General features: G+C 63.7%; 20 protein-coding genes. 4 read left to right on the plus strand and 16 right to left on the minus strand.

Annotated elements, in window-relative coordinates; genetic code table 11:
• Positions 1 to 4 precede the first annotated feature (4 nt).
• Positions 5 to 2,086: a carboxy terminal-processing peptidase gene (locus A4C63_RS04000; protein ID WP_172827471.1), complete on the minus strand. Its 2,082-nt coding sequence runs from the start codon at positions 2,084 to 2,086 to the stop codon at positions 5 to 7.
• A gap of 144 nt (positions 2,087 to 2,230) precedes the next feature.
• Here A4C63_RS04000 and A4C63_RS04005 point away from each other — a divergent pair, with 144 nt between their 5' ends.
• Positions 2,231 to 3,193 (plus strand): NAD(P)H-quinone oxidoreductase, encoded by a 963-nt coding sequence (locus A4C63_RS04005; RefSeq protein ID WP_063911585.1) that lies wholly within the window; start codon positions 2,231 to 2,233, stop codon positions 3,191 to 3,193.
• Positions 3,194 to 3,316: 123 nt separating this feature from the next.
• On the opposite strand, the gene A4C63_RS04010 is transcribed toward A4C63_RS04005, so the two are convergent.
• From A4C63_RS04010 to A4C63_RS04035, 6 genes are all read right to left on the minus strand, one after another.
• Positions 3,317 to 3,970, minus strand: a complete 654-nt coding sequence (locus A4C63_RS04010) for an HAD family phosphatase (RefSeq protein ID WP_063911586.1) — start codon at positions 3,968 to 3,970, stop codon at positions 3,317 to 3,319.
• Between the two features lie 14 nt (positions 3,971 to 3,984).
• Positions 3,985 to 4,974: an ABC transporter ATP-binding protein gene (locus A4C63_RS04015; RefSeq protein ID WP_063911587.1), complete on the minus strand. Its 990-nt coding sequence runs from the start codon at positions 4,972 to 4,974 to the stop codon at positions 3,985 to 3,987.
• A gap of 1 nt (position 4,975) precedes the next feature.
• On the minus strand, positions 4,976 to 5,770 hold the full coding sequence (locus A4C63_RS04020) for an ABC transporter permease (protein ID WP_063911588.1): 795 nt from the start codon (positions 5,768 to 5,770) through the stop codon (positions 4,976 to 4,978).
• A complete protein-coding gene (locus A4C63_RS04025; RefSeq protein ID WP_063911589.1) occupies positions 5,760 to 6,611 on the minus strand; it encodes an ABC transporter permease subunit in 852 nt (283 codons plus the stop codon). Before A4C63_RS04025 ends, A4C63_RS04020 begins: the two co-directional genes overlap by 11 nt.
• A complete protein-coding gene (locus tag A4C63_RS04030; protein WP_063911590.1) occupies positions 6,608 to 7,414 on the minus strand; it encodes an alkaline phosphatase family protein in 807 nt (268 codons plus the stop codon). The genes A4C63_RS04025 and A4C63_RS04030 overlap by 4 nt, the downstream gene beginning before the upstream one ends.
• A gap of 147 nt (positions 7,415 to 7,561) precedes the next feature.
• On the minus strand, positions 7,562 to 8,626 hold the full coding sequence (locus A4C63_RS04035) for an ABC transporter substrate-binding protein (protein WP_063911591.1): 1,065 nt from the start codon (positions 8,624 to 8,626) through the stop codon (positions 7,562 to 7,564).
• 327 nt (positions 8,627 to 8,953) lie between these two features.
• On the opposite strand from A4C63_RS04035, the gene phnR reads away from it, so the two are divergent.
• Complete coding sequence (gene phnR / locus A4C63_RS04040) at positions 8,954 to 9,667, plus strand: phosphonate utilization transcriptional regulator PhnR (RefSeq protein WP_063911592.1); 714 nt, start codon at positions 8,954 to 8,956, stop codon at positions 9,665 to 9,667.
• A gap of 100 nt (positions 9,668 to 9,767) precedes the next feature.
• Here the strand turns inward: phnR and A4C63_RS04045 are convergent, their stop codons facing one another.
• From A4C63_RS04045 to minC, 7 genes are all read right to left on the minus strand, one after another.
• On the minus strand, positions 9,768 to 11,897 hold the full coding sequence (locus tag A4C63_RS04045) for a mechanosensitive ion channel family protein (protein WP_063911755.1): 2,130 nt from the start codon (positions 11,895 to 11,897) through the stop codon (positions 9,768 to 9,770).
• Between the two features lie 44 nt (positions 11,898 to 11,941).
• A complete protein-coding gene (locus A4C63_RS26500) occupies positions 11,942 to 12,109 on the minus strand; it encodes a hypothetical protein (protein WP_170929313.1) in 168 nt (55 codons plus the stop codon).
• 196 nt (positions 12,110 to 12,305) lie between these two features.
• On the minus strand, positions 12,306 to 13,595 hold the full coding sequence (locus tag A4C63_RS04050; protein ID WP_063911593.1) for a M18 family aminopeptidase: 1,290 nt from the start codon (positions 13,593 to 13,595) through the stop codon (positions 12,306 to 12,308).
• A 107-nt stretch (positions 13,596 to 13,702) separates the two neighbouring features.
• The gene (locus tag A4C63_RS04055) at positions 13,703 to 14,338 is read right to left on the minus strand and encodes an RluA family pseudouridine synthase (RefSeq protein ID WP_011532730.1); all 636 of its coding nucleotides are present in this window, start codon (positions 14,336 to 14,338) and stop codon (positions 13,703 to 13,705) included.
• A 155-nt stretch (positions 14,339 to 14,493) separates the two neighbouring features.
• A complete protein-coding gene (gene minE, locus A4C63_RS04060) occupies positions 14,494 to 14,748 on the minus strand; it encodes a cell division topological specificity factor MinE (RefSeq protein ID WP_003252572.1) in 255 nt (84 codons plus the stop codon).
• 3 nt (positions 14,749 to 14,751) lie between these two features.
• Entirely contained in the window at positions 14,752 to 15,564 is an 813-nt protein-coding gene (minD, locus tag A4C63_RS04065; RefSeq protein ID WP_013971423.1) for a septum site-determining protein MinD, read from the minus strand.
• A gap of 100 nt (positions 15,565 to 15,664) precedes the next feature.
• Complete coding sequence (minC, locus tag A4C63_RS04070; RefSeq protein WP_063911594.1) at positions 15,665 to 16,423, minus strand: septum site-determining protein MinC; 759 nt, start codon at positions 16,421 to 16,423, stop codon at positions 15,665 to 15,667.
• Positions 16,424 to 16,534: 111 nt separating this feature from the next.
• On the opposite strand from minC, the gene A4C63_RS04075 reads away from it, so the two are divergent.
• Both A4C63_RS04075 and A4C63_RS04080 read left to right on the plus strand, forming a co-directional pair.
• Positions 16,535 to 17,470: a lipid A biosynthesis lauroyl acyltransferase gene (locus tag A4C63_RS04075; protein ID WP_063911595.1), complete on the plus strand. Its 936-nt coding sequence runs from the start codon at positions 16,535 to 16,537 to the stop codon at positions 17,468 to 17,470.
• A gap of 149 nt (positions 17,471 to 17,619) precedes the next feature.
• Positions 17,620 to 18,768: a patatin-like phospholipase family protein gene (locus A4C63_RS04080; protein WP_063911596.1), complete on the plus strand. Its 1,149-nt coding sequence runs from the start codon at positions 17,620 to 17,622 to the stop codon at positions 18,766 to 18,768.
• A 99-nt stretch (positions 18,769 to 18,867) separates the two neighbouring features.
• On the opposite strand, the gene A4C63_RS04085 is transcribed toward A4C63_RS04080, so the two are convergent.
• Both A4C63_RS04085 and A4C63_RS04090 read right to left on the minus strand, forming a co-directional pair.
• Entirely contained in the window at positions 18,868 to 19,692 is an 825-nt protein-coding gene (locus tag A4C63_RS04085; RefSeq protein WP_082888249.1) for a VacJ family lipoprotein, read from the minus strand.
• Positions 19,685 to 20,983, minus strand: a complete 1,299-nt coding sequence (locus A4C63_RS04090) for a hypothetical protein (protein ID WP_063911597.1) — start codon at positions 20,981 to 20,983, stop codon at positions 19,685 to 19,687. Before A4C63_RS04090 ends, A4C63_RS04085 begins: the two co-directional genes overlap by 8 nt.
• Between the last annotated feature and the right edge of the window lie 13 nt (positions 20,984 to 20,996).

Raw genomic sequence — 20,996 nt, forward strand, 5'->3', positions numbered from 1 at the left:
CGCCTTACTTCTTGGCCACCTTGGTGCTCGCACTCAGGTAGTCGATCAGGATGCGACCGGTTTCCGACAGGTAGGCATCGTCTTCCGGCTTGGTGTTTTCATCCTCGGTCGGCAGCGCATCCTCGTCCTCTTTCTTCAGCTCTTTCAGCGGCTCTTCACCCTTGGCCTTGCGGCGGATGTTCTCCAGCGCCAGCTGCTTGGCCTCGATCTCATCGTGGCGTGCGCGACGGTCCTGCTCGTTGAGGCTGACGGTCTTCTCGTTCAGCAGCTTCTGGGTCAGGGCCAGGCGGTCGCGGATGTAGGTGAACTCCGCGTCCTTGTCGCTGCGGGCTTCATGCTGGGCTTTCAGCTGGGCCAGGAACGGCTTGAACGGATCGGCCGCCGGCTTGACTACCGGGCGGATGGTGTCCCACGGCATGGCCTCGGGCAGGGCGCTCTCGCCGATTTCCTTGGTGTCGATGATCGATGGGTAGTCGATGTCCGGCAGCACGCCCTGGTGCTGGGTGCTCTGCCCGGAAACCCGGTAGAACTTGGCCAGGGTCAGCTTCAGCTCGCCATGGTTGAGTGGCTGGATGGTCTGCACGGTGCCTTTGCCGAAGGTCTGGCCACCGATGATCAGCGCGCGGTGGTAGTCCTGCATGGCACCGGCGAAGATCTCCGAAGCCGAGGCCGACAGGCGGTTGACCAGCAACGCCAGCGGGCCCTTGTAGAAGGCACCTGGGTTTTCGTCTTCCAGCACGTCGACGCGGCCGTCGCTGTTGCGTACCAGCACGGTCGGGCCTTTTTCGATGAACAGGCTGGTCAGTTCGGTGGCTTCCTGCAGCGAGCCGCCGCCGTTGTTACGCAGGTCGATGACTACGCCGTCGACCTTCTCTTTCTGCAGCTCGGTGAGCAGTTTCTTCACGTCACGCGTGGTGCTCTTGTACTCCGGATCACCGGCGCGGTAGGCCTTGAAGTCCAGGTAGAAGGCCGGGATCTCGATGATGCCCAGCTTGTAGTCACGCCCGTCCTGCTTGAGCTTGAGCACCGACTTCTTCGCCGCCTGCTCTTCAAGCTTCACCGCCTCGCGGGTGATCGCCACGATCTTGCTGGTCTGGTCGCTAGGCGCGTTGCTGGCCGGGATGATCTCCAGGCGCACCACCGAGCCTTTCGGGCCGCGGATCAGCTTGACCACTTCGTCCAGGCGCCAGCCGACCACGTCGACCATTTCCTTGTTGCCCTGGGCCACACCGATGATCTTGTCGGCCGGGGCCACCTGTTTGGTCTTGGCCGCCGGGCCTGCCGGCACCAGGCGCACGATCTTGACCTGGTCGTTGTCGCTTTGCAGCACCGCACCAATGCCTTCGAGCGACAGGCTCATGTTGATGTCGAAGTTCTCGGCGTTGTCCGGCGACAGGTAGTTGGTGTGCGGGTCGTAGGACTGGGCGAAGGTGTTGATGTAGGCCTGGAAGATATCTTCGGCACGTGTCTGGTCCAGGCGCGCCAGTTGGTTCTTGTAGCGCTTGGTCAGGGTTTCCTGGATCTGCTTGGGTTCCTTGCCGGCGATCTTCTGGCGCAGCACTTCGTCCTTGACGCGTTTGCGCCACAAGTCGTCGAGCTCGGCCTGGTCCTTCATCCACGGGGCATCCTTGCGGTCGATCAGCAAGGTTTCCTTGGCGTTGAAGTCGATCTTGTCCACGCCTTTGTTCAGCTCGGCCAGGGCGAAGTCCAGACGTTGCTTGACGCGGTCCAGGTAGCGTTTGTAGATGGTGAAGCCCGGGTCGAGGTTACCGCTCTTGAGGAAATCGTCGAATTGCGTTTTCCATTTGTCGAATTCGGCAATGTCGGCAGCGGTGAAGTAGCTGCGCGCCGGGTCCAGCAGCTTGATGTAGCTGTCATAGATGATGACCGAGCGGGCGTCGTCCAGCGGCGGCTTGCTGTAGTGGTGGCGCTTGAGCAATTCCACCACGTTGAGGCTGGCGACGATCTCGTCGCGGTCCGGCTGCAGGCTGTCCCACTTGTTGGCGGCCGCCGCATTGCCGCCGAGCGTGAGGCTGCCCAGGCCGATCATCAGCGCCAGGGCGGTGCTTGGGAGGAAATGCTTCATGCTGATTCGACGTGGAGACAATTGATCACGCATAGTAGGCCGTCTTTTCTGTTCACCGGTTGTAAAAAACCGGATGCATACTGCAAAAAGCCTGGGGACTTGGCGTTCCCAGGCTCGGTCATATGATTCAACTATGGAGGCACTGTGAAGGCATTGCAAGGCGTTGACGGACATGTGGCCTGGGTCGAGGCCGAACGCCCGACCTGCGACGCGGGCCAAGTGCGCATTCGCGTGGCTGCTGCGGGGCTGAACCGCGCCGATCTGCTGCAGATGAAAGGTTTGTACCCACCACCGCCAGGCGCCAGCCCGTACATGGGCCTGGAGTGTTCCGGCGTGATCGAAGAAGTGGGCGCCGGTGCCGACTGGCGCGTGGGTGACCGTGTTTGCGCGCTGCTGGCCAGCGGCGCCATGGCCGAGGAAGTGGTGGTCGATGCCCGCCACGTGCTGCCGGTACCCGAGGGCCTGAGCCTGCATGAAGCGGCAGCGTTGCCGGAAGTGTATGCCACTGCCTGGCTGAACATCTTCCAGCTGGGTGGCGTGAAAGCTGGCGAGAAGGTGCTGGTGCACGCTGGCGCCAGCGGCGTTGGCTCGGCCGCGATCCAGCTGTGCAAGGCGTTCGGCAGCCCGGTGTGGGTCAGCGTCGGCTCGCAGGACCGCCTGGCCTACTGCGAGGCGCTGGGCGCTGCCGGTGGCGTGGTACGTAACGAGAACCTGGAGGCGCTGGAAGGTTTCGGCCCGTTCGATGTGATTCTCGACCCGGTGGGTGCCAGCTACGGCGAGCTCAACCTCAAGCTGCTGGCCCGTGACGGCCGCTGGGTGATCATCGGCCTGATGGGCGGGCGCAAGTTCGAGCTGGACCTGGCACAGGTACTGGGCAAGCGTCTGGAGATTACCGGTTCCACGTTGCGCAACCGCGATGACGGCTTCAAGGCCGAACTGCTGCGCGAGTTGCAGCAGCAGGTGTGGCCGCTGTTTGCCGAAGGGCGCCTGTCGCCGCAACTGGTGGATACCTACCCGGTTGAGTTTGCCCAGGCGGCGTATGCCGAGCTTGAGACCAACCAGGTGTCGGGCAAGCTGGTAATGGTGATAGACCCTAGCCTGGCGTAGGCAGGCCCGGCCTCTTCGCGGGTAAACCCGCTCCCACAGGGATTACCACAGGCTTGAAAACTGTGTGGTCCCTGTGGGAGCGGGTTTACCCGCGAAAGGGCCGGTGCAGGCGATGCGATTACCTCAGGCCCAGCTCAGGATCGGCCACTTGTTGATCTCGGCATGCTCCCGCAACACCGCATCCGGGTTCACCACATGCGGATGATCCACCTTCAGCAACAGTGGTAAATCATTCCGCGAATCGGAATAGAAACTCGCCCCCTCCAGGTTCTCCTGCTCCTGGTCCAGCCACTCCAGCAACCGCGTGATCTTCCCTTCGCGGTAGGTCAGCACCCCATGGGTCTTGCCGGTATACACCCCGTTCACCGCCTCCAGCTCGATCGCCAGGTATTCATCCACCCCCAGCCGCGCCGCAATCGGCCCAACCAGGTGCGTACCCGAAGCTGAAATGATCAGGACGCGATCCCCGCGCTTGCGGTGCTCGGCAATGCAGCGGCAGGCGTCGCCGTAGATGATCGGCTCGATCACCTCTTCGACCCACGGCTCCACCAGGTGCTTGACCTCTTCCAGGGTACGCCCGGCAATCGGCTCCAGGCTGAAGGCCATGTACTCCTCCATGCGCAGGTGGCCCCTGCCATAGGCTTCCATCAGTTCATGGTCGCGGCGCAGGAACGCCTTGCCGTCGACCCAGCCCAGCCGGGCCATCTGCTCGCTCCACAGCGACGCGCAGTCGCCGTGGATCAGGGTTTCGTCCAGATCGAAAATTGCCAGTGCCATGATGTTGATTCTCCTTAGGCCACTTCCCGCAGCGCCGTGGGGTCGATCGACAAGCTTACCCGTTGCCCGTCCGCGTGCAGGTCGGCCGGTGAGCGGTTGAGCACGTCGACCACCAGTTCCACCTCGCGCACCTGCACCCGGTAGCGGATCACATTGCCCAGCAGGCTGTGGCTACGCACTTCGGCGTCCAGTTCGCCGTTGATGCCCAGGGTGATCGACTCGGGGCGGATCGCCAGGCGGCTGGCCACCGGGCGCTGCAGCAGGCGGCTGGCGCTGTCGGCGTCGAGCAGGTTGTAGTTGCCGATGAAGCCGGCGGCAAACAGGTCCACCGGCGCGGTGTAGAGGGTTTCGGCATCGCCGCTCTGGACGATACGCCCCTGGTTCATCAGGAAGATGCGGTCGGACAGGGTCAGCGCCTCTTCCTGGTCGTGGGTGACGAAGATGGTGGTCAGCCCCAGCTCGCGCTGGATGGCGCGGATCTGCTCGCGCAGGTGCTTGCGGATGCGCGCATCCAGCGCCGACAGCGGCTCGTCTAGCAGCAGCAGGCGCGGGCGGGTGACCAGCGAGCGGGCCAGGGCCACGCGCTGGCACTGGCCGCCGGACAACTGGTGCGGGTAACGCCCGGCGAAGTTGGCCAGCTCCACCAGTTCCAGCGCCTCGCGCACCCGGGCCTGGCTTTCATCGGCCTTGACCTTCTGCATGCGCAGGCCGAAGGCGACGTTCTGCTCCACGGTCATGTTGGGGAACAGTGCATAGCTCTGGAACACCATGCCAATGCCACGCTTTTGCGGGCTCAGCGGCACGATGTCATGGCCGTCGAGCAGGATCTGCCCGCTGTCTACCGGGGTCAGCCCGGCGATGCAGCGCAGCAGCGTGGACTTGCCGCAACCGGACGGGCCAAGCAGAGTGACGAACTCGCCGCGTTCGATGCGGCAGTCGATGTTTTCGAACACCGGGCTGCCGGCGTAGCTTTTTTGCAGTTTCTGTACGCTGACGAAGCTCATGTCAGGTCTTGTCCTTGTTCAGGCGGTTGGCGACCCAGGTCAGTACCAGCACAAAGGCGAAGTACGAGATCACCAGCGCGCTGTTGAAGTGGCCGCTGCTGTTGCGCATGTTGTTCAGGTACACCTGCAGGGTCTCGTAGCGGGTGCCGACCAGCAGGTTGGCAAACACGAACTCGCCGAACAGGAACGAGAACGACAGCAGCAATGCCACCATCAGGCCCTTGCGCAGGTTCGGCAGCACAACCAGCAGCGCCGCCTGCCAGGTGTTGGCGCCCAGTAGTTGGGCGGCGTCCATCAGGTCGCGCAGGTTGATCGCCTGCAGGTTGTTGGTGATGGCCCGGTACATGAATGGCAGGGCGATGGTGAAGTAGCAGCCGATCAGGATCCACGGTGTACCGACCATGGCCATGGGACCGCTGCCATACAGCTGCAGCAGCCCCACCGACGACACCACCGGCGGCACTGCGAACGGCAGCAAGATCAGGATGTTCATCAGTGCATCGAGCCTGGGGAAGTGGTAATGCACCACGAACAGCAGCGGCAGGATCAGCACCACCGAAAGCAGCAGCGCGCCCACGCACACCAGCAGCGACTGGCCAAAGGCAGCCAGGAAACGCGGTTCGCTCCACAGTGCGATGTACCACTTGAAGGTCAGTCCGCTGGGCAGCAGGCTGGCCGACCAGCTGGTGGCCAGCGAGTAGAGCAGGGTGCCTGCCAGCGGCAGCAGCAGGATGAGGAACAGCAGGTAGACCACGACGCGGTGGTACCAGCCGCCGGAACGGGCGTCAGCGCGCATGGTAGCTCCTTTTCAGCAGCCATTGATGCACCACCGTGACCAGCGTCATCAGCCCCACCAGGACCATCGCCAGGGCGCTGGCCAGGTTGGGGTCTAGGCTGATGTCACCGGCCACCAGGCCGGCGATGCGGATCGGCAGTACGTTGAAGTTGCCGGTTGTCAGCGCATACACGGTGGCGTAGGCACCGAGGGCGTTGGCCAGCAGGATGACGAAGGTGCCCAGCAGTGCCGGGGTCAGCACCGGCAGACCGATGTGCCGCCAGAATTGCCAGTGGCTGGCGCCCAGCAGCGCGGCCGACTCGCGCCAGTCTTCACGCAGGGCATCGAACGCGGGGTACAGCAGCAACACGCCAAGCGGGATCTGGAAGTAGGTGTACACCAGGATCAGCCCACTCTTGGAATAGATGCTGAAGTCTTCCAGCAGGCCGACCTGCTTCAGCAGCAGGGTCAGCGCGCCGTTGAAGCCGAGCAGGATGATGAAGGCGAAGGCCAGCGGCACCCCGGCGAAGTTGCTGGTCATGTTGGCGAAGGCGCTGACGAAGTCGCGCAGCTTCGAGTCCACCTTGCGCAGCGAGTAGGCGCCGAGGGTGGCGATGACGATGCCGAACAGGCTCGACCAGAAGCTGATCTCCAGGCTGCGTTGCAGGGCCTGCAGGTAGAACTTCGAGGCGAACACCTTGCTGAAGTTTTCCACGCCCCAGCCCGCTTCCGATTGCAGGCTGTTGATCGCCACCCAGGCCAGCGGGGCGATCTGGAAGATGACGAAGAACACGGCGAACGGTAACAGGCAGAGCAGGGCCAGGTAGCGGCCGCGAGCGCTGCTGCTCTTGGCTGTAGTCACTTCAGCAGCTCCCGGCAGACGCTCTTGTCATGTGGCGCGCCGAGCAGCTCGCAGATGGTCCCGCACAGCTCGGTCTGCAGCGGTTTGGCTGCCGGGTCCAGGCTGAAGGCATCGCCGAAGACGAACAGCGGCACTTCGCGCTCCTCGGCCAGCAGGCCATTGTGCGAGCGGTCGTTGTTCATGCCGTGGTCGGCAGTGACCAGTACCTGGTAGCCTTCCTCAAGCCAGTCTGGCAGGTAGTCGGCCAGCAGGATGTCGGCGCTGCGCGCGGCGTTACGGTATTGGCTGCTATCCAGACCATGGCGGTGGCCGATGTCGTCGATACTCATCGGGTGCACCAGCAGGAAGTTAGGGGCGTGGCGGCGGCGCAGGTATTCGCCATCTGCCAGCAGGTGCGAATCGGGGTAACGGTCGTCCCAGTAGAACAGCCCGTGCTGAATCGGCAGCTTCGGCGCGTGGGTATGGCGGTCGCGCTGCGGGTCGAAGGGTGAGCGGTTGTACAGCTCGCTGATCCAGTGATAAGCCGCCGCCGCAGTGCCCAGGTTGGCCTCGCGGGCGTAATGGAACACGCTGCGCTGGTTGGACAAGCGGTTGACGTTGTTGTGCACGATGCCGCTGTCGATCGGTGGTACACCGGTGAGAATGCACTCGTACAGTGGCCGCGACAGCGACGGCAGTTCGCATTCCACGCGGTACAGCGCGGCACGGTCGGCCTCGACGTAGGCGTGCAGGTGGCCCATGGCGTGGTGGGCGACCTGGTAGTTGAGGCCGTCGAGCAGGACCAGGATGACGTTGTGTTGCATGGTGGCTCCAGTCATAAACCGCGTTGGCTTCTTCGCGGGTAAACCCGCTCCCACAGGGTCATGCGCCAGCCTTGAGACGCGTGCTTTACCTGTGGGAGCGGGTTCACCCGCGAAAGGGCCCGTCCAGGCGCTAGAGAAGCTAGCCCCTTACTCCATCTCGATGATCACTTGCTCCTGCCACATCTGCGGCAGTTTCTTCGAGGTCGCTTCCCAGGCCTCGGCGTTCTTGATCGGCTGCGCGGCCTTGTACTGTTCGTTGGGCAGCAGCTTGGCCTGCACATCGTCCGGCAGCTTCAGGTGCTCGGCACGGATCGGTCGCGCATGCCCCTTGGCCAGGTTGATCTGCCCGGCGTCGCTGAAGATGTATTCACGTGTCAGCTTGGCCGCGTTCGGGTTCTTTGCGTACTTGTTGATGACAGTGGTATAGCCGGAGATCACCGTGCCATCCGATGGGATCAGCACTTCGAAACGCTTGGGGTCGATCTGTTCACGGTAGCTCAGGCCGTTGAAGTCCCACACCACGCCCACTTCCACCTCGCCCTTCTCCAGGGTCTGGATGGTTGGGTTGGCCAGCGACAGGCGCTTCTGCTGGGCCAGCTTGGTGAACAGTTGCAGGCCCGGTGCCAGGTTGGTTTCGTCACCCTTGTAGGCGATCGCCGCAGCCAGCACGCCGTTGGCGGCCTGGGCAGCGGTGCCGACGTCACCGATGGCGACCTTGTACTTGCCTTTTTCCAGGTCATGCCAGGAGGTTGGCCGTTCGCCTTCCTTGACCAGGTCCTTGTTGATGATGAAGGCGATGGTACCGGTATAGGCCAGCGCCCAGTGGCCGTCCTTGTCCTTGGCCCAGGTCGGCACCTGTTCCCAGGTGCTCGGTTTGTACGCTTGGCTGACGCCCTTGGCCACGGCGATCGGGCCGAAGGCGGCACCCACGTCGCCGATGTCGGCGCTGGCGTTGTCCTTCTCGGCTTCGAACTTGGCGATTTCCTGGGCCGAGCTCATGTCGGTGTCGCTGTGCTTGAGGCCGTACTTGCTGGCCAGGTCTTCCCAGGTGCCTTTCCAGTTAGCCCAGGCGTCGGGCATGCCCACGCTGTTGACGGTGCCTTCCTTGCGGGCGGCGTCTTCCAGGGCCTTGAGGTCGGTGCCGGCGGCCATGGCCGTGGTACACAACGCGATGGCCGAACCAAGCAGTGACGCCATGAAGAACTTTTTCATCCGAAGCTCCTTTGGGTGGGTGCCTTTGCGATCGTTGTTCTGGGTAAAACCGTTGCAAGCCGTTGACTGGCACCTTTGGTCTAGGTCAGCAAACCTTGAGCCAAGGTAGGCCGCTTGCGTGACAGTTTGATGTAGGGAAGGGCCGGTGAAGGCCCTGAAGCTACAGCGTAGACCACGCAACCAACCCGGTTCTGCTGGCTTGGCGCGTTTCTGGTAGTGTCTGGCCAAAGCCTTTGTCACAGGATGTTCATCAGCCCTGCCTAGGCTTGCACTATTCTCCACATGCCCTGTGATGGGGCTGGACTAGTCCAGATAGGTAACCTTTCGATGCAGTCGATGCCACCGCGTGCGGTAACAGCCATCTGCCATGCCTTGCAGGAGCAGATCGAGCACGGCCTGCTGGCGCCGGGCGGCAAGCTGCCGGCCGAGCGCAGGCTCAGCGAGGTGTTCGATACCACGCGCATTACCCTGCGTGAGGCGCTGGTGCAGCTGGAAGCCCAGGGGCTGATCTACCGCGAAGAGCGCCGTGGCTGGTTCGTCGCGCCCGAGCGGCTGACCTACGACCTGATCGAGCGCAGCCACTTCCATGCCATGGTCCGCGACCAGGGGCGGGAGCCCAGTACCGAACTGTTGTCGGCGCGGCTGCAGCCGGCCTCGGCGGCCATCTGTGCGCGCTTGCAGCTGCCAGCGTTGTCCAGCGTGGTGCGTATCTGCAGGTTACGGCGGATCGATGGTCGGGCGGTGCTGTATGCCGAGCACTACCTCAACCCCCGGTACTTTCCGGAGATTCTCGAACAGGACCTGGCGCAGTCGCTGACCGAGATTTATGGGCGGGTGTATGGCATCCAGTATGGGCAGGTGTGCTTCGAGATCTTGCCGACGGCGTTGCCGGTGGAGGCGGCCAGCGCCTTGAAAGTATCGGCGGGAAGCCCGGGGTTGCATATCACCCGGGTCAACAGTGACCAGCATGGGCACCTGATCGACTGTGACCTGGAGTATTGGCGGCATGATGCCATCCGCATTCGCGCCCAGGCGGGTTGAGGTGTTGGCTTCTTCGCGGGCTCGCCCGCTCCCACAGGGACCGCGCAGGTTTCAGCCTTTGCGCAGTACTTGTGGGAGCGGGTTCACCCGCGAAGAGGCCCTAACTGGAGGAACCGGCAGTCACTACCTGCACTGACAACCTTGGCGTTGCCAAATCCAGCCCCGCCTCATCCAGCTGCCGCTTCAACGCCAGGTTGAACGCCCGCGACACTTCCCACTGCTTGATCGGTGCGGTCTTGAACCGCGCCCGCAAGATCGCCGAACCCGACTCGAAGCTCTCCACCCCCTGCAGCTCCAGCGGCGACCAGATGTTGCGGCGCATCAGCGGGTCGTTGCGCAGCTTCTGCCCCACCTCGCGAATCAGCGTGATCGCCTGGTCGATGTTCATCCTGTGCGGGATCGCCACGCGGAAAATCGCGTAGCCGAACTCGCGCGAGTAGTTCTTGATGCTCTTGATCTCGCTGAACGGGATGGTATGCACGATGCCGTCGATATCCCGCAGGCGCACGGTACGGATGGTCAGCCCCTCCACCGTGCCCAGGTGCCCGCCCACATCCACGTAGTCGTCGATGGCCAGCGAGTCCTCGATGATGATGAACAACCCGGTGATCAGGTCGGCCACCAGCGACTGCGCACCAAAGCCGATAGCCAGGCCGATCACACCGGCACCGGCCAGCAGCGGGGTGACGTTCATGCCCATGTTGGCCAGGGCGACGATCACCGCGATGATGAAGATGACCACGAACATCACGTTGCGGATCAGCGGCATCATGGTTTGCGCGCGGGCGTTGGCCAGGCCCCGGCGCGAACGCACCAGGGCGTGGTGCACGGCGGTGTCGGCCAGGATCCACACCAGCCAGGCGACGATCAGCGTGCCGGCCAGGCCCAGCAGGCGCACGCTTATGTCGTGGCCGTCGCCCTCGGCGAAGCTGATCATCGACAGGCCCCACACGCGCAACCCCAGTTCGATGAACACCAGCCAGATGAACAGGTGCACCAGCAGGTAGCCGAAGTTGCGCAAGCGCTCGGCGTACACTGCCTGGCGCTTGTTGGCGCGCTTGGGGCTGGCGGCGTGGCGGCGTACCAGGCCGTTGAGCACCATGCACACCACCACCAGCACCGTGCACATCAGCGACTGGCGCAGGGCGGTGCTGGTGTCGCCGGCCGAGATGAAGGTAGCGAACAGCGAAATCGCCACCAGGATCAGTGCCGGCACGAACCAGAAGCTGCCGAGGATTTCGATGGTGTCGCTGAGGGTGCGCCGGGTCAGGCGCCGTGACAGCGGCTGGTTGCGGATCAGGTGGGCGATCGGGCGGCGGAAGCGCAGGATGAACAGCCCGGTGCACAGCGCTGCAATCACGTTGGCCAGGGTGGCCAGGGCGTGGGCCAGGTGGGTGCCGAGGGCGACCATCAGGCGCGGGTCGCTCATCGCTTCGCCAAACGCGGCGAAGCTGCCGATCAGCCACAGCGGGCGGAACGCCTGGTGGCGCAGAATGTGCAGGGCGCGGTGGCGGTGCGGGCCGTCGAGCAGCGAGAAGGCGATCACGCAGATGGCCGAGAAGCAGGTGCCGACCACCAGTGCGTAGGCCAGCACCATGGCCAGCGACTTGCCGAGTGACGGCGGGAGAACGACGCTCAGGTACACGGTGAACACCAGCGCCACCAGCCACGGGCCCAGCTTGCGCAGGGCAAAGCGCACCAGGTCCCAGGTGCGGGGGTGCTGCGGCAGTTCCTCGCTCAGGCCAAAGCGCAGGCGTACCCGGTGGCCGACCCAGTTGAAGGCGTAGGCCAGCACGCTCCAGACGGCGATGACGGCGGCAAAGCCGAACAGGATGGCCGGCCACTGGTGCACCGGTACTATCAACTCGGTCAGTTCGGCCTGGGCCTGTTCGATTTCCGCGGCCCAGCGATGGAACGGGCTGGCTTCGCCGCTGAACTGTTTCTCGAAGTCATTCAGGGCGCCGCCGATCAGGCCGAGCACGCCCTGTTCGACGGTGGGTTGCGATTGCCTGGTGGCGTCGCGCAGCTTTTTCAGGTCGGCCAGCAGCTTGGCCCGTTGCTGGTCGTTTTCCAGGTTCTTGATCACCTCGTCCAGCGACTTGCCCAGCGGTTCGGTCGCTTCCGGCTGTGCGGGCGCGCTGCCACCAAGCAGGCCGGGCAGGCCCGCCGCCTGTACCGGGGTTACAAAGAGGAACAGCAGCAGGAACAGGCAACGCAGAAGGGCAGGCACTGGCAAAACTACCTCAGGTCAAACGATTGACCGAGTGTAGAGGTTTATGACGGCAGTTTCTCGAGGATCTTCCAGCAGGTGAGGCCGAAGATGCCCAAGGTGCCGATCCACATCATCAGCACGCCGATGTTGCGCTCGCGCAGGCTGAAACCGATGGTCAGCAGCATCAGGAACAGGAACACCGGCACGAACAGGGAAAGGAACGGGGACATGGACAGCAATCCTTTTGCAGTGGGGCCATGTAACAAGCATAGCGGGTGGCAGGCGAAGCGGGATTGACCTTGAGCAGGCCCGGCCTCTTCGCGGGCATGCCCGCTCCCACAGGTACCGCACAGGCCTTGAATCCTGTGATGCTCCTGTGGGAGCGGGCAAGCCCGCGAAGAGGCCGGGCCTGGCTACATCAAAGCATCAAGGCAACTCGCGGCAACGGTAGAAGGCGCTCAGCACCTTCACCAGGTGCGCCAGGTCATGGCTACCGCACAGCTCGCGAATCGAATGCATGGCAAAGGTTGGCAAGCCGATATCCACCGTACGCACGCCCAGGTGGCTGGCCGCAATCGGACCGATGGTCGAGCCACAGCCCATGTCGCTGCGCACCACAAAGCTCTGCACCGGCACTTCCTCGGCCATGCACAGGTGGCGGAAGAACCCGGCGGTTTCGCTGTTGGTGGCGTAGCGCTGGTTGTTGTTGACCTTGATGACCGGCCCGGCGTTGAGCTTGGGCCCGTGGTTGCCGTCGTGCTTGTCGGCGTAGTTGGGGTGCACGCCGTGGGCGTTGTCGGCCGACACCATCAGCGAGCGCTGGATGGTGCGCACGTAGGCGTCGCCATCCGGCAGCAGGCGCTGCAGGGTCTGCTCCAGCATCGGGCCGTCGGCACCACAGGCCGAGCAGCTGCCGACTTCTTCATGGTCGTTGCACACCAGTACGCAGGTTTCGTCGCTGTCGGCGGCCAGCAGGGCCTGCAGGCCGGCGTAGCACGACAACAGGTTGTCCAGGCGCGCACCGGCGATGAAGTCGCCGTTCAGGCCGACCAGGGCGGCGTCCTGGGTGTCGTAGAAGCTCAGCTCGTAATCCAGCACCACGTCGGCGATCAGCTCGTGCTCGCGGGCCAGTTGCTCGGTGAGCAGGGCGCGGAAGTCGATGCGTTCGTCACCCGCCACCTGGGCCAGGATTGGCGGCAGCTCGTTCTGCGGGTTGATCGCCCAGCCTTCGTTGGCGGTGCGATTGAGATGGATGGCCAGGTTGGGGATGATCGCGATTGGCAGCTTGAAGTCGATCAGCTGGCTTTCGACCTTGCCGTCACGGCGATAGGTGACCCGGCCGGCCAGCGACAGGTCGCGGTCGAACCATGGCGCCAGCAAGGCGCCGCCATACACTTCTACACCCAGCTGCAGGAAGCCCTGGCGCTGCAGTTCAGGCTGCGGCTTGACGCGCAGGCACGGGCTGTCGGTGTGGGCACCGACCATGCGGATACCGTTCAGCAGTGGGGCTTGCTTGCCCAGCTTGATGGCGATGATCGACGAGTCGTTACGGGTGACGTAATAGCGGCCGCCAGGCACTGTGGCCCAGCTGTCGCGCTCGTCCAGGCGCTGGTAGCCGGCAGCTTCCAGGCGCTGAGCCAGGCTGGCGGTGGCATGGAAGGGCGTGGGGGAGGCCTTGAGGAAGTCGATAAGGCCAGAATTCAGTGCGTCGCGCATAGCTCACTCCAGACAGCAGTGGCGCGAGTTTAGCCTATTAGGTCGACAAATTGTGTCTGCCTCTTCGCGGGCTTGCCCGCGAAGAGGCCAGTACAGAGCCTGAAAAATCAGAAGGGGGCAGGGCACTCGAACTTCAAGCGCTCCCCGGACACCGGGTGGGTAAAGCTCAGCATCGAGGCATGCAGGCACAGCCGCTCATGGGCCGCCAGTGCCTCGGGGTTGGCATACAGCCGGTCGCCCAGCAGCGGGTGCCCGATCGACAGCATGTGCACGCGCAACTGGTGCGAACGCCCGGTAATCGGTGTCAGTTCTACCCGGCAGTAATCACCGCAGCGCTCGACGATGCGCCAGAAGGTCAGCGCATGCTTGCCCTGCTCGTGGTCCACCACATGCCGTGGCTTGGTCGGCGGGTCGTAGCGCAGCGGCAGGTCGATGCTGCCGCTGTCCAGCGCCGGTTGGCCCCAGCACAGCGCGGTGTAGGCCTTTTCGGTTTCGCGGTCGTGGAACTGCCGCGACAGCTCTCGGTGGCTGTCGGCATCCCGGGCCAGCAGGATGATGCCAGAGGTTTCCCAGTCCAGGCGGTGCACGATCAGCGCGTCGGGGTAGCCGTTTTCCTGCAGGCGGGTGATCAGGCAGTCCTTGTTGTCCTCGGCGCGGCCGGGTACCGACAGCAGCAGGGTCGGTTTGTTGATCACCAGGATGGCGGCGTCTTCGTGCAGGATCTGGATGTTGGACAGCGGCATTGCAGTATCTCTGTGATATCGGGGAAAACCATCGGGGCCGCCTTGCGGCCCATTCGCGGCACAAGGCCGCTCCTACAAGGAAATGTGTACCCCTGTAGGAGCGGCCTTGTGCCGCGAATGGGCTGCAAGGCAGCCCCGATGGCCAATTGCGCGGATCAGCGATCCGGCAAGGTGATGTTCAGCTCAAGAATCGAGCAGCTACCCTGGTTTTCCAGCTCGATATGCACATCATCGTTGCCGATGTTCACATACTTGCGGATCACTTCCAGCAGTTCTTTCTGCAGCGCTGGCAGGTAGTCCGGTTCGCTGCGTTGGCCGCGCTCGTGCGCCACGATGATCTGTAGACGCTCTTTCGCTACCGACGCGCTGGTCTGTTTCTGTCTGCCACGAAAGAAGTCAAAAAGGTTCATGGTTTACTTGCCTCCAAACAGGCGCGCGAAGAATCCTTGCTTCGGCACTTCGATGAACCGCAGGGGCTTTTCTTTGCCCAGCAGACGGTCGACGGTATCGCTATAGGCCTGGCCGGCATCGCTCTGGTCGTCGAGGATGACCGGGATACCCTGGTTGGAAGCCTTGAGCACGGCCTGGCTCTCGGGGATGACACCCTTGAGTTTGATCGCCAGGATTTCTTCGACGTCGGCGATGCTCAGCATTTCGCCCTTTTCCACGCGCTCCGGGTGGTAGCGGGTGATCAGCAGGTGTTCCTTGATCGGCTCTTCGCCGTTCTCGGAGCGGCGCGACTTGCTCGACAGGATGCCTAGCATGCGGTCGGAGTCACGTACCGAGGACACCTCGGGGTTGGTGACCACGACGGCTTCGTCGGCAAAGTACATGGCCAGGTGTGCGCCTTTCTCGATACCGGCTGGCGAGTCGCAGATGACAAAGTCGAAGTCTTTCTTCAGCTCCATCAGGACCTTTTCCACGCCTTCCTGGGTCAGCGCGTCCTTGTCACGGGTCTGGCTGGCGGCCAGCACGTACAGGTTTTCGAGGCGCTTGTCCTTGATCAGGGCCTGTTGCAGGTTGGCTTCGCCGTTGACCACGTTGACGAAGTCGTACACAACGCGGCGTTCGCAGCCCATGATCAGGTCGAGGTTACGCAGGCCCACGTCGAAGTCGACGATGACGGTCTTGTGGCCACGCAGTGCGAGGCCGGTACCAATGGCGGCGCTGGTAGTGGTCTTGCCCACCCCCCCCTTGCCGGAAGTAACCACGATAATCTTGGCCAAGGTGTTTCACCCCTAAAATAATCGGGACACAAGTCCCTGCAAAAATACAAATAAATGGCAACGGTAAAAAAGTTGCACTAAAAATGCTGGCAAGTATCCGTTAAAGACGGGTGATGTTCAACACGTCGCCAGACAGGCTGACTTGCACGCCGGTGCCCCACAGCGGGTCGCGGCGCAGGTCTTCGCAGACCTTGTACTGGCCGGCGATGGAGACCATTTCGGCGGTCATCTGCTGGCAGAAGATACGTGCCTTGGTATTGCCTTTGATGCCGGCCAGGGCGCGGCCGCGCATGGCGCCGTACACATGGATGTTGCCATCGGCCAGAAGTTCCGCCCCCGGGCTGACCGAACCGGTCACCACCAGGTCGCCGCCCTGGGCATAGATCTGCTGGCCGCCACGTACTGGCGAAGTGATGATGCGGGTCGGGCGCACCTCGGGTTCAAGGATCGGCGGCGGGACCGGGGCCGGCTCGGGCTTCTTCACCTCGGGCTCGGGCTCCAGCGGCCGTTCGCGGGCGCCGGATGGTGGCAGCACCGGCAGGTCGATGGCGATGGCCGCGGCGATGTCTTCGATACGGCTGGCGCGGATGGCCAGGGTGCGCAGGCCGTGGTGGCGGCAGATCCGCATCAAGCCGGGCAGGTCGATTGCCCCTTCGCCGGCCGGCAGCTTGTCCAGCGCCAGCACCAGCGGCGTGTTGCTGAAGAAGTTCGGTGCCTGGGCGACTTTGGCCGCCAGTTGGCGGTCGAGGGCCTCAAGGTCATTGCGCGCCAGCTCCAGCACTGTAATGGCGAGCATGCTGCCCTTGAGCTGGAACACGGAGGCGGTATCGGGTGTGTGGTTTGGGCTCATGGTCTGCATAGACGGCTTGTTGCGAAAAAAGTGCCCTGACTTATAACGATAAGACCGGTTGCCCGCAACATGCGCTGATCCGTTGTAGAATGCGCGGCCTTTGTCTTTCCGGAAGCTTCAATGGAACGCCCGCGTTTTCGTCCCTATTTCCTTCACCCACGTTTCTGGGGCCTGTGGTTGGGCCTGGGCCTGCTGTGGCTTGTGGTCCAGTTGCCGTACCGGGTCCTGTTGAAAGTCGGTGCCGCGCTGGGTGCGGTGATGTACCGCTTTGCCGGTGAGCGGCGGCGCATTGCCGCGCGCAACCTGGAACTGTGCTTCCCGGAGCTGTCGGTCGACGAACGGCAGCGTCTGCTCAAGGCCAACTTCGCCTCCACCGGTATCGCCTTCTTCGAAATGGCCATGAGCTGGTGGTGGCCCAAGGCCCGGCTGGCGCGCCTGGCCCATGTCGAGGGGCTGGAGCACCTGCAGGCCGCCCAGCAGGCGGGGCAGGGTGCCATCCTGATGGCGGTGCACTTCACCACCCTGGAAATTGGCGCCGCGCTGCTCGGCCAGCAGCACACCATCGACGGCATGTACCGCGAGCACGGCAACCCGCTGTTCGACTTCATCCAGCGCAGCGGCCGCGAGCGGCATAACCTCGACTCGCTGGCGGTGGAGCGCGAGGATGTGCGCGGGATGCTCAAGCTGCTGCGTTCGGGCCGGGCGATCTGGTACGCGCCGGACCAGGACTACGGCGCCAAGCAGAGCCTGTTCGTGCCGCTGTTCGGCATTCCGGCGGCGACGGTGACGGCCACCACCAAGTTTGCCCGGTTGGGCAAGGCGCAGGTGATTCCGTTCACCCAGAAGCGCCTGGAGGATGGCAGCGGCTATCGTCTGGTGATCCACCCGCCGTTGGCGGATTTCCCCGGGGAGAGCGAAGAGGCCGACTGCCTGCGCATCAACCAGTGGGTCGAAAGCGTGTTGCGCGAATGCCCCGAGCAGTACCTGTGGGCGCATCGCCGGTTCAAGTCGCGGCCCGAAGGGGCGCCGCGGTTGTATGACAAGAAGAAGCGTTGAATCTTGTTTTGCCTGTGCCGGCCTATTCGCGGGTGAACCCGCTCCCACAGGTTTTCCACAGGCCCTGAAGGCTTTGTAATACCTGTGGGAGCGGGTTTACCCGCGAATAGGCCGGCACTGACAGCACATCAACCCCAGGAAGGACTCCTATGGCGCCACCCCCGGTAACCGGTCTCATCCTTTCTGGCGGTGGCGCCCGCGCCGCCTACCAGGTCGGCGTGCTGGCCGGCATTGCCGAGTTGCTGCCCGCCGGCGCGCACAACCCGTTCCCGGTCATCGTCGGTACCTCCGCCGGCGCCATCAACGCCGTCACCCTGGCCAGCGGCGCCACCCATTTCAGCGAAGCCGTACAACGGCTCACCGCCTTCTGGCAGAACTTCCGCAGCCATCTGGTGATCCGCAGCGACTGGCCTGGCGTGGTCCGCCAGGCCAGCCGCTTCGTCGGCCACAACCTGCTGGGCCTGGGTGGCCCGGCGCCGGTGGCGCTACTGGACAGCAGCCCATTGCGCGGCTTGCTGCAGGCGCACCTGAACCTGGACGGCATCGCCCACTCCCTGGCCACCGAGCAACTGCGCGCCGTCGCGGTGACCGCCTTTGGCTACGAATCCGGCCAGGCGGTAACCTTCTACCAGGGCCGCGGCACCATCGAAGCCTGGTTGCGCCACCGCCGCATCGGCATGCCCACGCCGTTGACCATCGACCACCTGTTGGCCAGCGCGGCCATCCCGCTGCTGTTCGCCCCGGTGCGGCTGGGCGACGAATATTTCGGTGACGGCGCGGTACGCCAGTCGGCACCGATCAGCCCGGCCCTGCACCTGGGCGCCAGCCGGGTACTGGTAGTCGGGGTCAGTGGTAACCCGCAGCGGCCGGCGCCACCATTGCCGACCCAGCGCGTGTTCAGCGGGCAGCAGCCGAGCCTGGCGCAGATCGGCGGGCACATGCTCAACAGCACGTTCATTGACAGCCTGGAAGACGATATCGAGCTGCTGCAGCGCCTGAACCACCTGAGCCACTTGTTGCCGGCGCACCTGGATGCCCGGCGCCTGGGCCTGGCGCCAATCGACGTGTTGGTGGTGGCGCCCAGCCAGCCGCTGGACGAGATTGCCGCACGGCACCGGCGCGAGTTGCCGGCGGCGTTGCGCGTGTTCCTGCGTGGGCCGGGGGCGACGCGTACCAGCGGGGCAGGGGTGTTGAGCTATTTGCTGTTCGAGGCCAGTTACTGCAGCGAGCTGATCGAGCTGGGGCGAAAGGATGCCTTGGCCAAGAAGCGGGAGCTGTGTCAGTTCCTGGGGATGTGATGTTGCCTGTGCCGGCCTCTTCGCAGCACAAGGCTGCTCCTACAGGTGAGCGCGTCACCTTGTAGGAGCAGCCTTGTGCTGCGAAGAGGCCTGGCCTGCTTACTCGGCTATCTGCAACTTGCGCGCCTGGGTATACACATACCGCACCTTTTCGTACTCGAACGGCGAGTTGAGCTGGCCATAGCGGAATTTGGTGCTGTAGCGCTTGTCCACCACTCGCAGGACGGAAATTTCCGGGTGGTCGCTGCTGGCTTCGGCCACGTTCAGGTAGTTGATCGCCTGTTCGCCCGCATAGTCCACCACCAGCCCGGTGGTATCGCGCAGGTTCGACGGTCCCAGCACTGGCAGCATCAGGTACGGCCCGTCCGGTACGCCGTAGAAGCCCAAGGTCTGGCCGAAGTCTTCACTTTGCCGCGGCAGGCCCATGCTGGTAGCCGGGTCCCACAGCCCACCCACGCCGATGATGGTATTGAACATCAGCCGTGCGGTGATCTCCGCGGAGCGCTTGGCCTTCAACTGCAGCACACTGTTGAACAGGTTCGGCACGTCGCCCAGGTTGTTGAAGAAGTTGGTCACCCCAGTGCGCACGAAGCGCGGGGTGACGTACTGGTAGCCGCTTACCATGGGCAGCAGCACCCATTGGTCCAGGCGGTAGTTGAAGTGATAGACGCGCCGGTTGATCGACTCCAGCGGGTCGTACACGTTCAGTGCCTGCAGGGTAGAGCGCTCGAACTCGCGCTGGTCCAGCCCCGGGTTGAATTTCAGCTCGCGCAGCGGGTCGAGGAAACCATCGGCCTCGGGGGCCGGTGGTGTTTCGGTAACTTGCGGGTCGGCTTCGACCACGCTGGCCCGGGGGGCTGTTTCTGCGGCCAGGGCATGGCCGGCGACGAACAGGGCAGTGGCGAAGAGGAGTTTGTTAACCACGGAAGAACTCCAGCATGGCGTCACTGTTGACGCGGTAATTGAGGTTGCCGCAATGGCCGCCGTGGGGGTAAAGGGTCAGGCGCTCACCGAACACCTTGCGCAGGAAACCGATGTCGCCGGGGCCGAGGATGACGTCGTCGGCGTTGTGCATCACGGCGATCTTGTCGCTGCTGCTCAGGTAGTCTTCCAGCGCATACAGGCTGACCTGGTTGACCAGTTGCAGGATGCTGTTGCCATCAGTGCGGGCGCGCCACATGGGGATGACCTGTTCGGTCATGTAGCAGTCGAAGTCGCACTGCAGGGCACGCTTGAAGAACGGCGTGAGGCTGCTGCCCTCGGTGATCGGGAACTTCGGCGGAATGATCAGGCCGCGGCGGTTGATCAGGTCGGAGGTGAAGGCAATGTCGGCCGCGGAGAAGCGGAACGAGGTGCCGATCAGCATGGCCATCTGCTCGTTGGACAGGTGCTGGCGCGACTGCTGGAAGTCGTACAGCAGGGCTTCATTGAGGTCGATGTAGCCCTTTTCCTGGAAGTAGCGGGTCAGCTTGGCCAGCATCAGCTCGTAGAAGGTGGTGCTGCGGTCGATGCCCTTGACCTGGGTCTGTACCAGCTTGTCGAGGTTGTTGATCGAGGTGTACAGGTTGACCGGCGGGTTCAGTAGCAGCACGCGCTTGAAGTTGAAGCTGCGGCGGGTTTCGTCCAGGTGGCTGACGAAGGCCGCGTCGAGTGCGCCCAGGCTGTAGCCGGTGAGGTAGAACTCGCTGATTGGCAGGCGCGGGTGCTGGGCGCGCACGGCCTGCATCACCCGGTACATGTCTTCGGCATCCTCCTGGCTGACGCCGGGGGTGGCGAAGCGCGAGGCGGCGCTCATGAAGTCGTAGCTGGTGGGCGACGACAACTGCACCACGTGGAAGCCGGCCTGGTAGAACAGCTTTTTCAGGTATTCGTTGATGCTGCTGGTGTAGGGCGCACCGGTGCCGGCGATGATGAATATCAGCGGTGCCTCGTGGTCCTGGCGGGCCAGGCGGTACTTGAGTTTTTTCACTGCCCAGAAGTTGTCGGGCAGGGTGAACTCACGGTCCGGGCGCAGGTTGAGGCTGTAGTCGGCCTGGCTGATTTCGTCGTCGCCGGGCAGGGTGGGGCGCTGGTCCGGCGGCGTGGTGGCGATGGTGGCCTCGAACGGGTTGGTCAAGGGGTAGCCATAGCTCGCGGCGTCGATATCCCGCGCCGAAACGGCCACAGCCATGAGCAGGCCGCCGAGCAAGGCAGCGAGGCGCAAAGATCGAAGCATGTAATCCCCCAAA

Source organism: Pseudomonas sp. p21, assembly GCF_001642705.1.
Lineage (GTDB): Bacteria > Pseudomonadota > Gammaproteobacteria > Pseudomonadales > Pseudomonadaceae > Aquipseudomonas.

Coding starts and splice junctions, on each gene's coding strand:
- A4C63_RS04000 (WP_172827471.1), bottom strand. CDS start 2,086: ATGAAGCATTTCCTCCCAAGCACCGCCCTGGCGCTGATGATCGGCCTG.
- A4C63_RS04010 (WP_063911586.1), bottom strand. CDS start 3,970: ATGGCACTGGCAATTTTCGATCTGGACGAAACCCTGATCCACGGCGAC.
- A4C63_RS04015 (WP_063911587.1), bottom strand. CDS start 4,974: ATGAGCTTCGTCAGCGTACAGAAACTGCAAAAAAGCTACGCCGGCAGC.
- A4C63_RS04020 (WP_063911588.1), bottom strand. CDS start 5,770: ATGCGCGCTGACGCCCGTTCCGGCGGCTGGTACCACCGCGTCGTGGTC.
- A4C63_RS04030 (WP_063911590.1), bottom strand. CDS start 7,414: ATGCAACACAACGTCATCCTGGTCCTGCTCGACGGCCTCAACTACCAG.
- A4C63_RS04035 (WP_063911591.1), bottom strand. CDS start 8,626: ATGAAAAAGTTCTTCATGGCGTCACTGCTTGGTTCGGCCATCGCGTTG.
- phnR (WP_063911592.1), top strand. CDS start 8,954: ATGCAGTCGATGCCACCGCGTGCGGTAACAGCCATCTGCCATGCCTTG.
- A4C63_RS26500 (WP_170929313.1), bottom strand. CDS start 12,109: ATGTCCCCGTTCCTTTCCCTGTTCGTGCCGGTGTTCCTGTTCCTGATG.
- A4C63_RS04050 (WP_063911593.1), bottom strand. CDS start 13,595: ATGCGCGACGCACTGAATTCTGGCCTTATCGACTTCCTCAAGGCCTCC.
- A4C63_RS04055 (WP_011532730.1), bottom strand. CDS start 14,338: ATGCCGCTGTCCAACATCCAGATCCTGCACGAAGACGCCGCCATCCTG.
- minE (WP_003252572.1), bottom strand. CDS start 14,748: ATGAACCTTTTTGACTTCTTTCGTGGCAGACAGAAACAGACCAGCGCG.
- minC (WP_063911594.1), bottom strand. CDS start 16,423: ATGCAGACCATGAGCCCAAACCACACACCCGATACCGCCTCCGTGTTC.
- A4C63_RS04075 (WP_063911595.1), top strand. CDS start 16,535: ATGGAACGCCCGCGTTTTCGTCCCTATTTCCTTCACCCACGTTTCTGG.
- A4C63_RS04080 (WP_063911596.1), top strand. CDS start 17,620: ATGGCGCCACCCCCGGTAACCGGTCTCATCCTTTCTGGCGGTGGCGCC.
- A4C63_RS04090 (WP_063911597.1), bottom strand. CDS start 20,983: ATGCTTCGATCTTTGCGCCTCGCTGCCTTGCTCGGCGGCCTGCTCATG.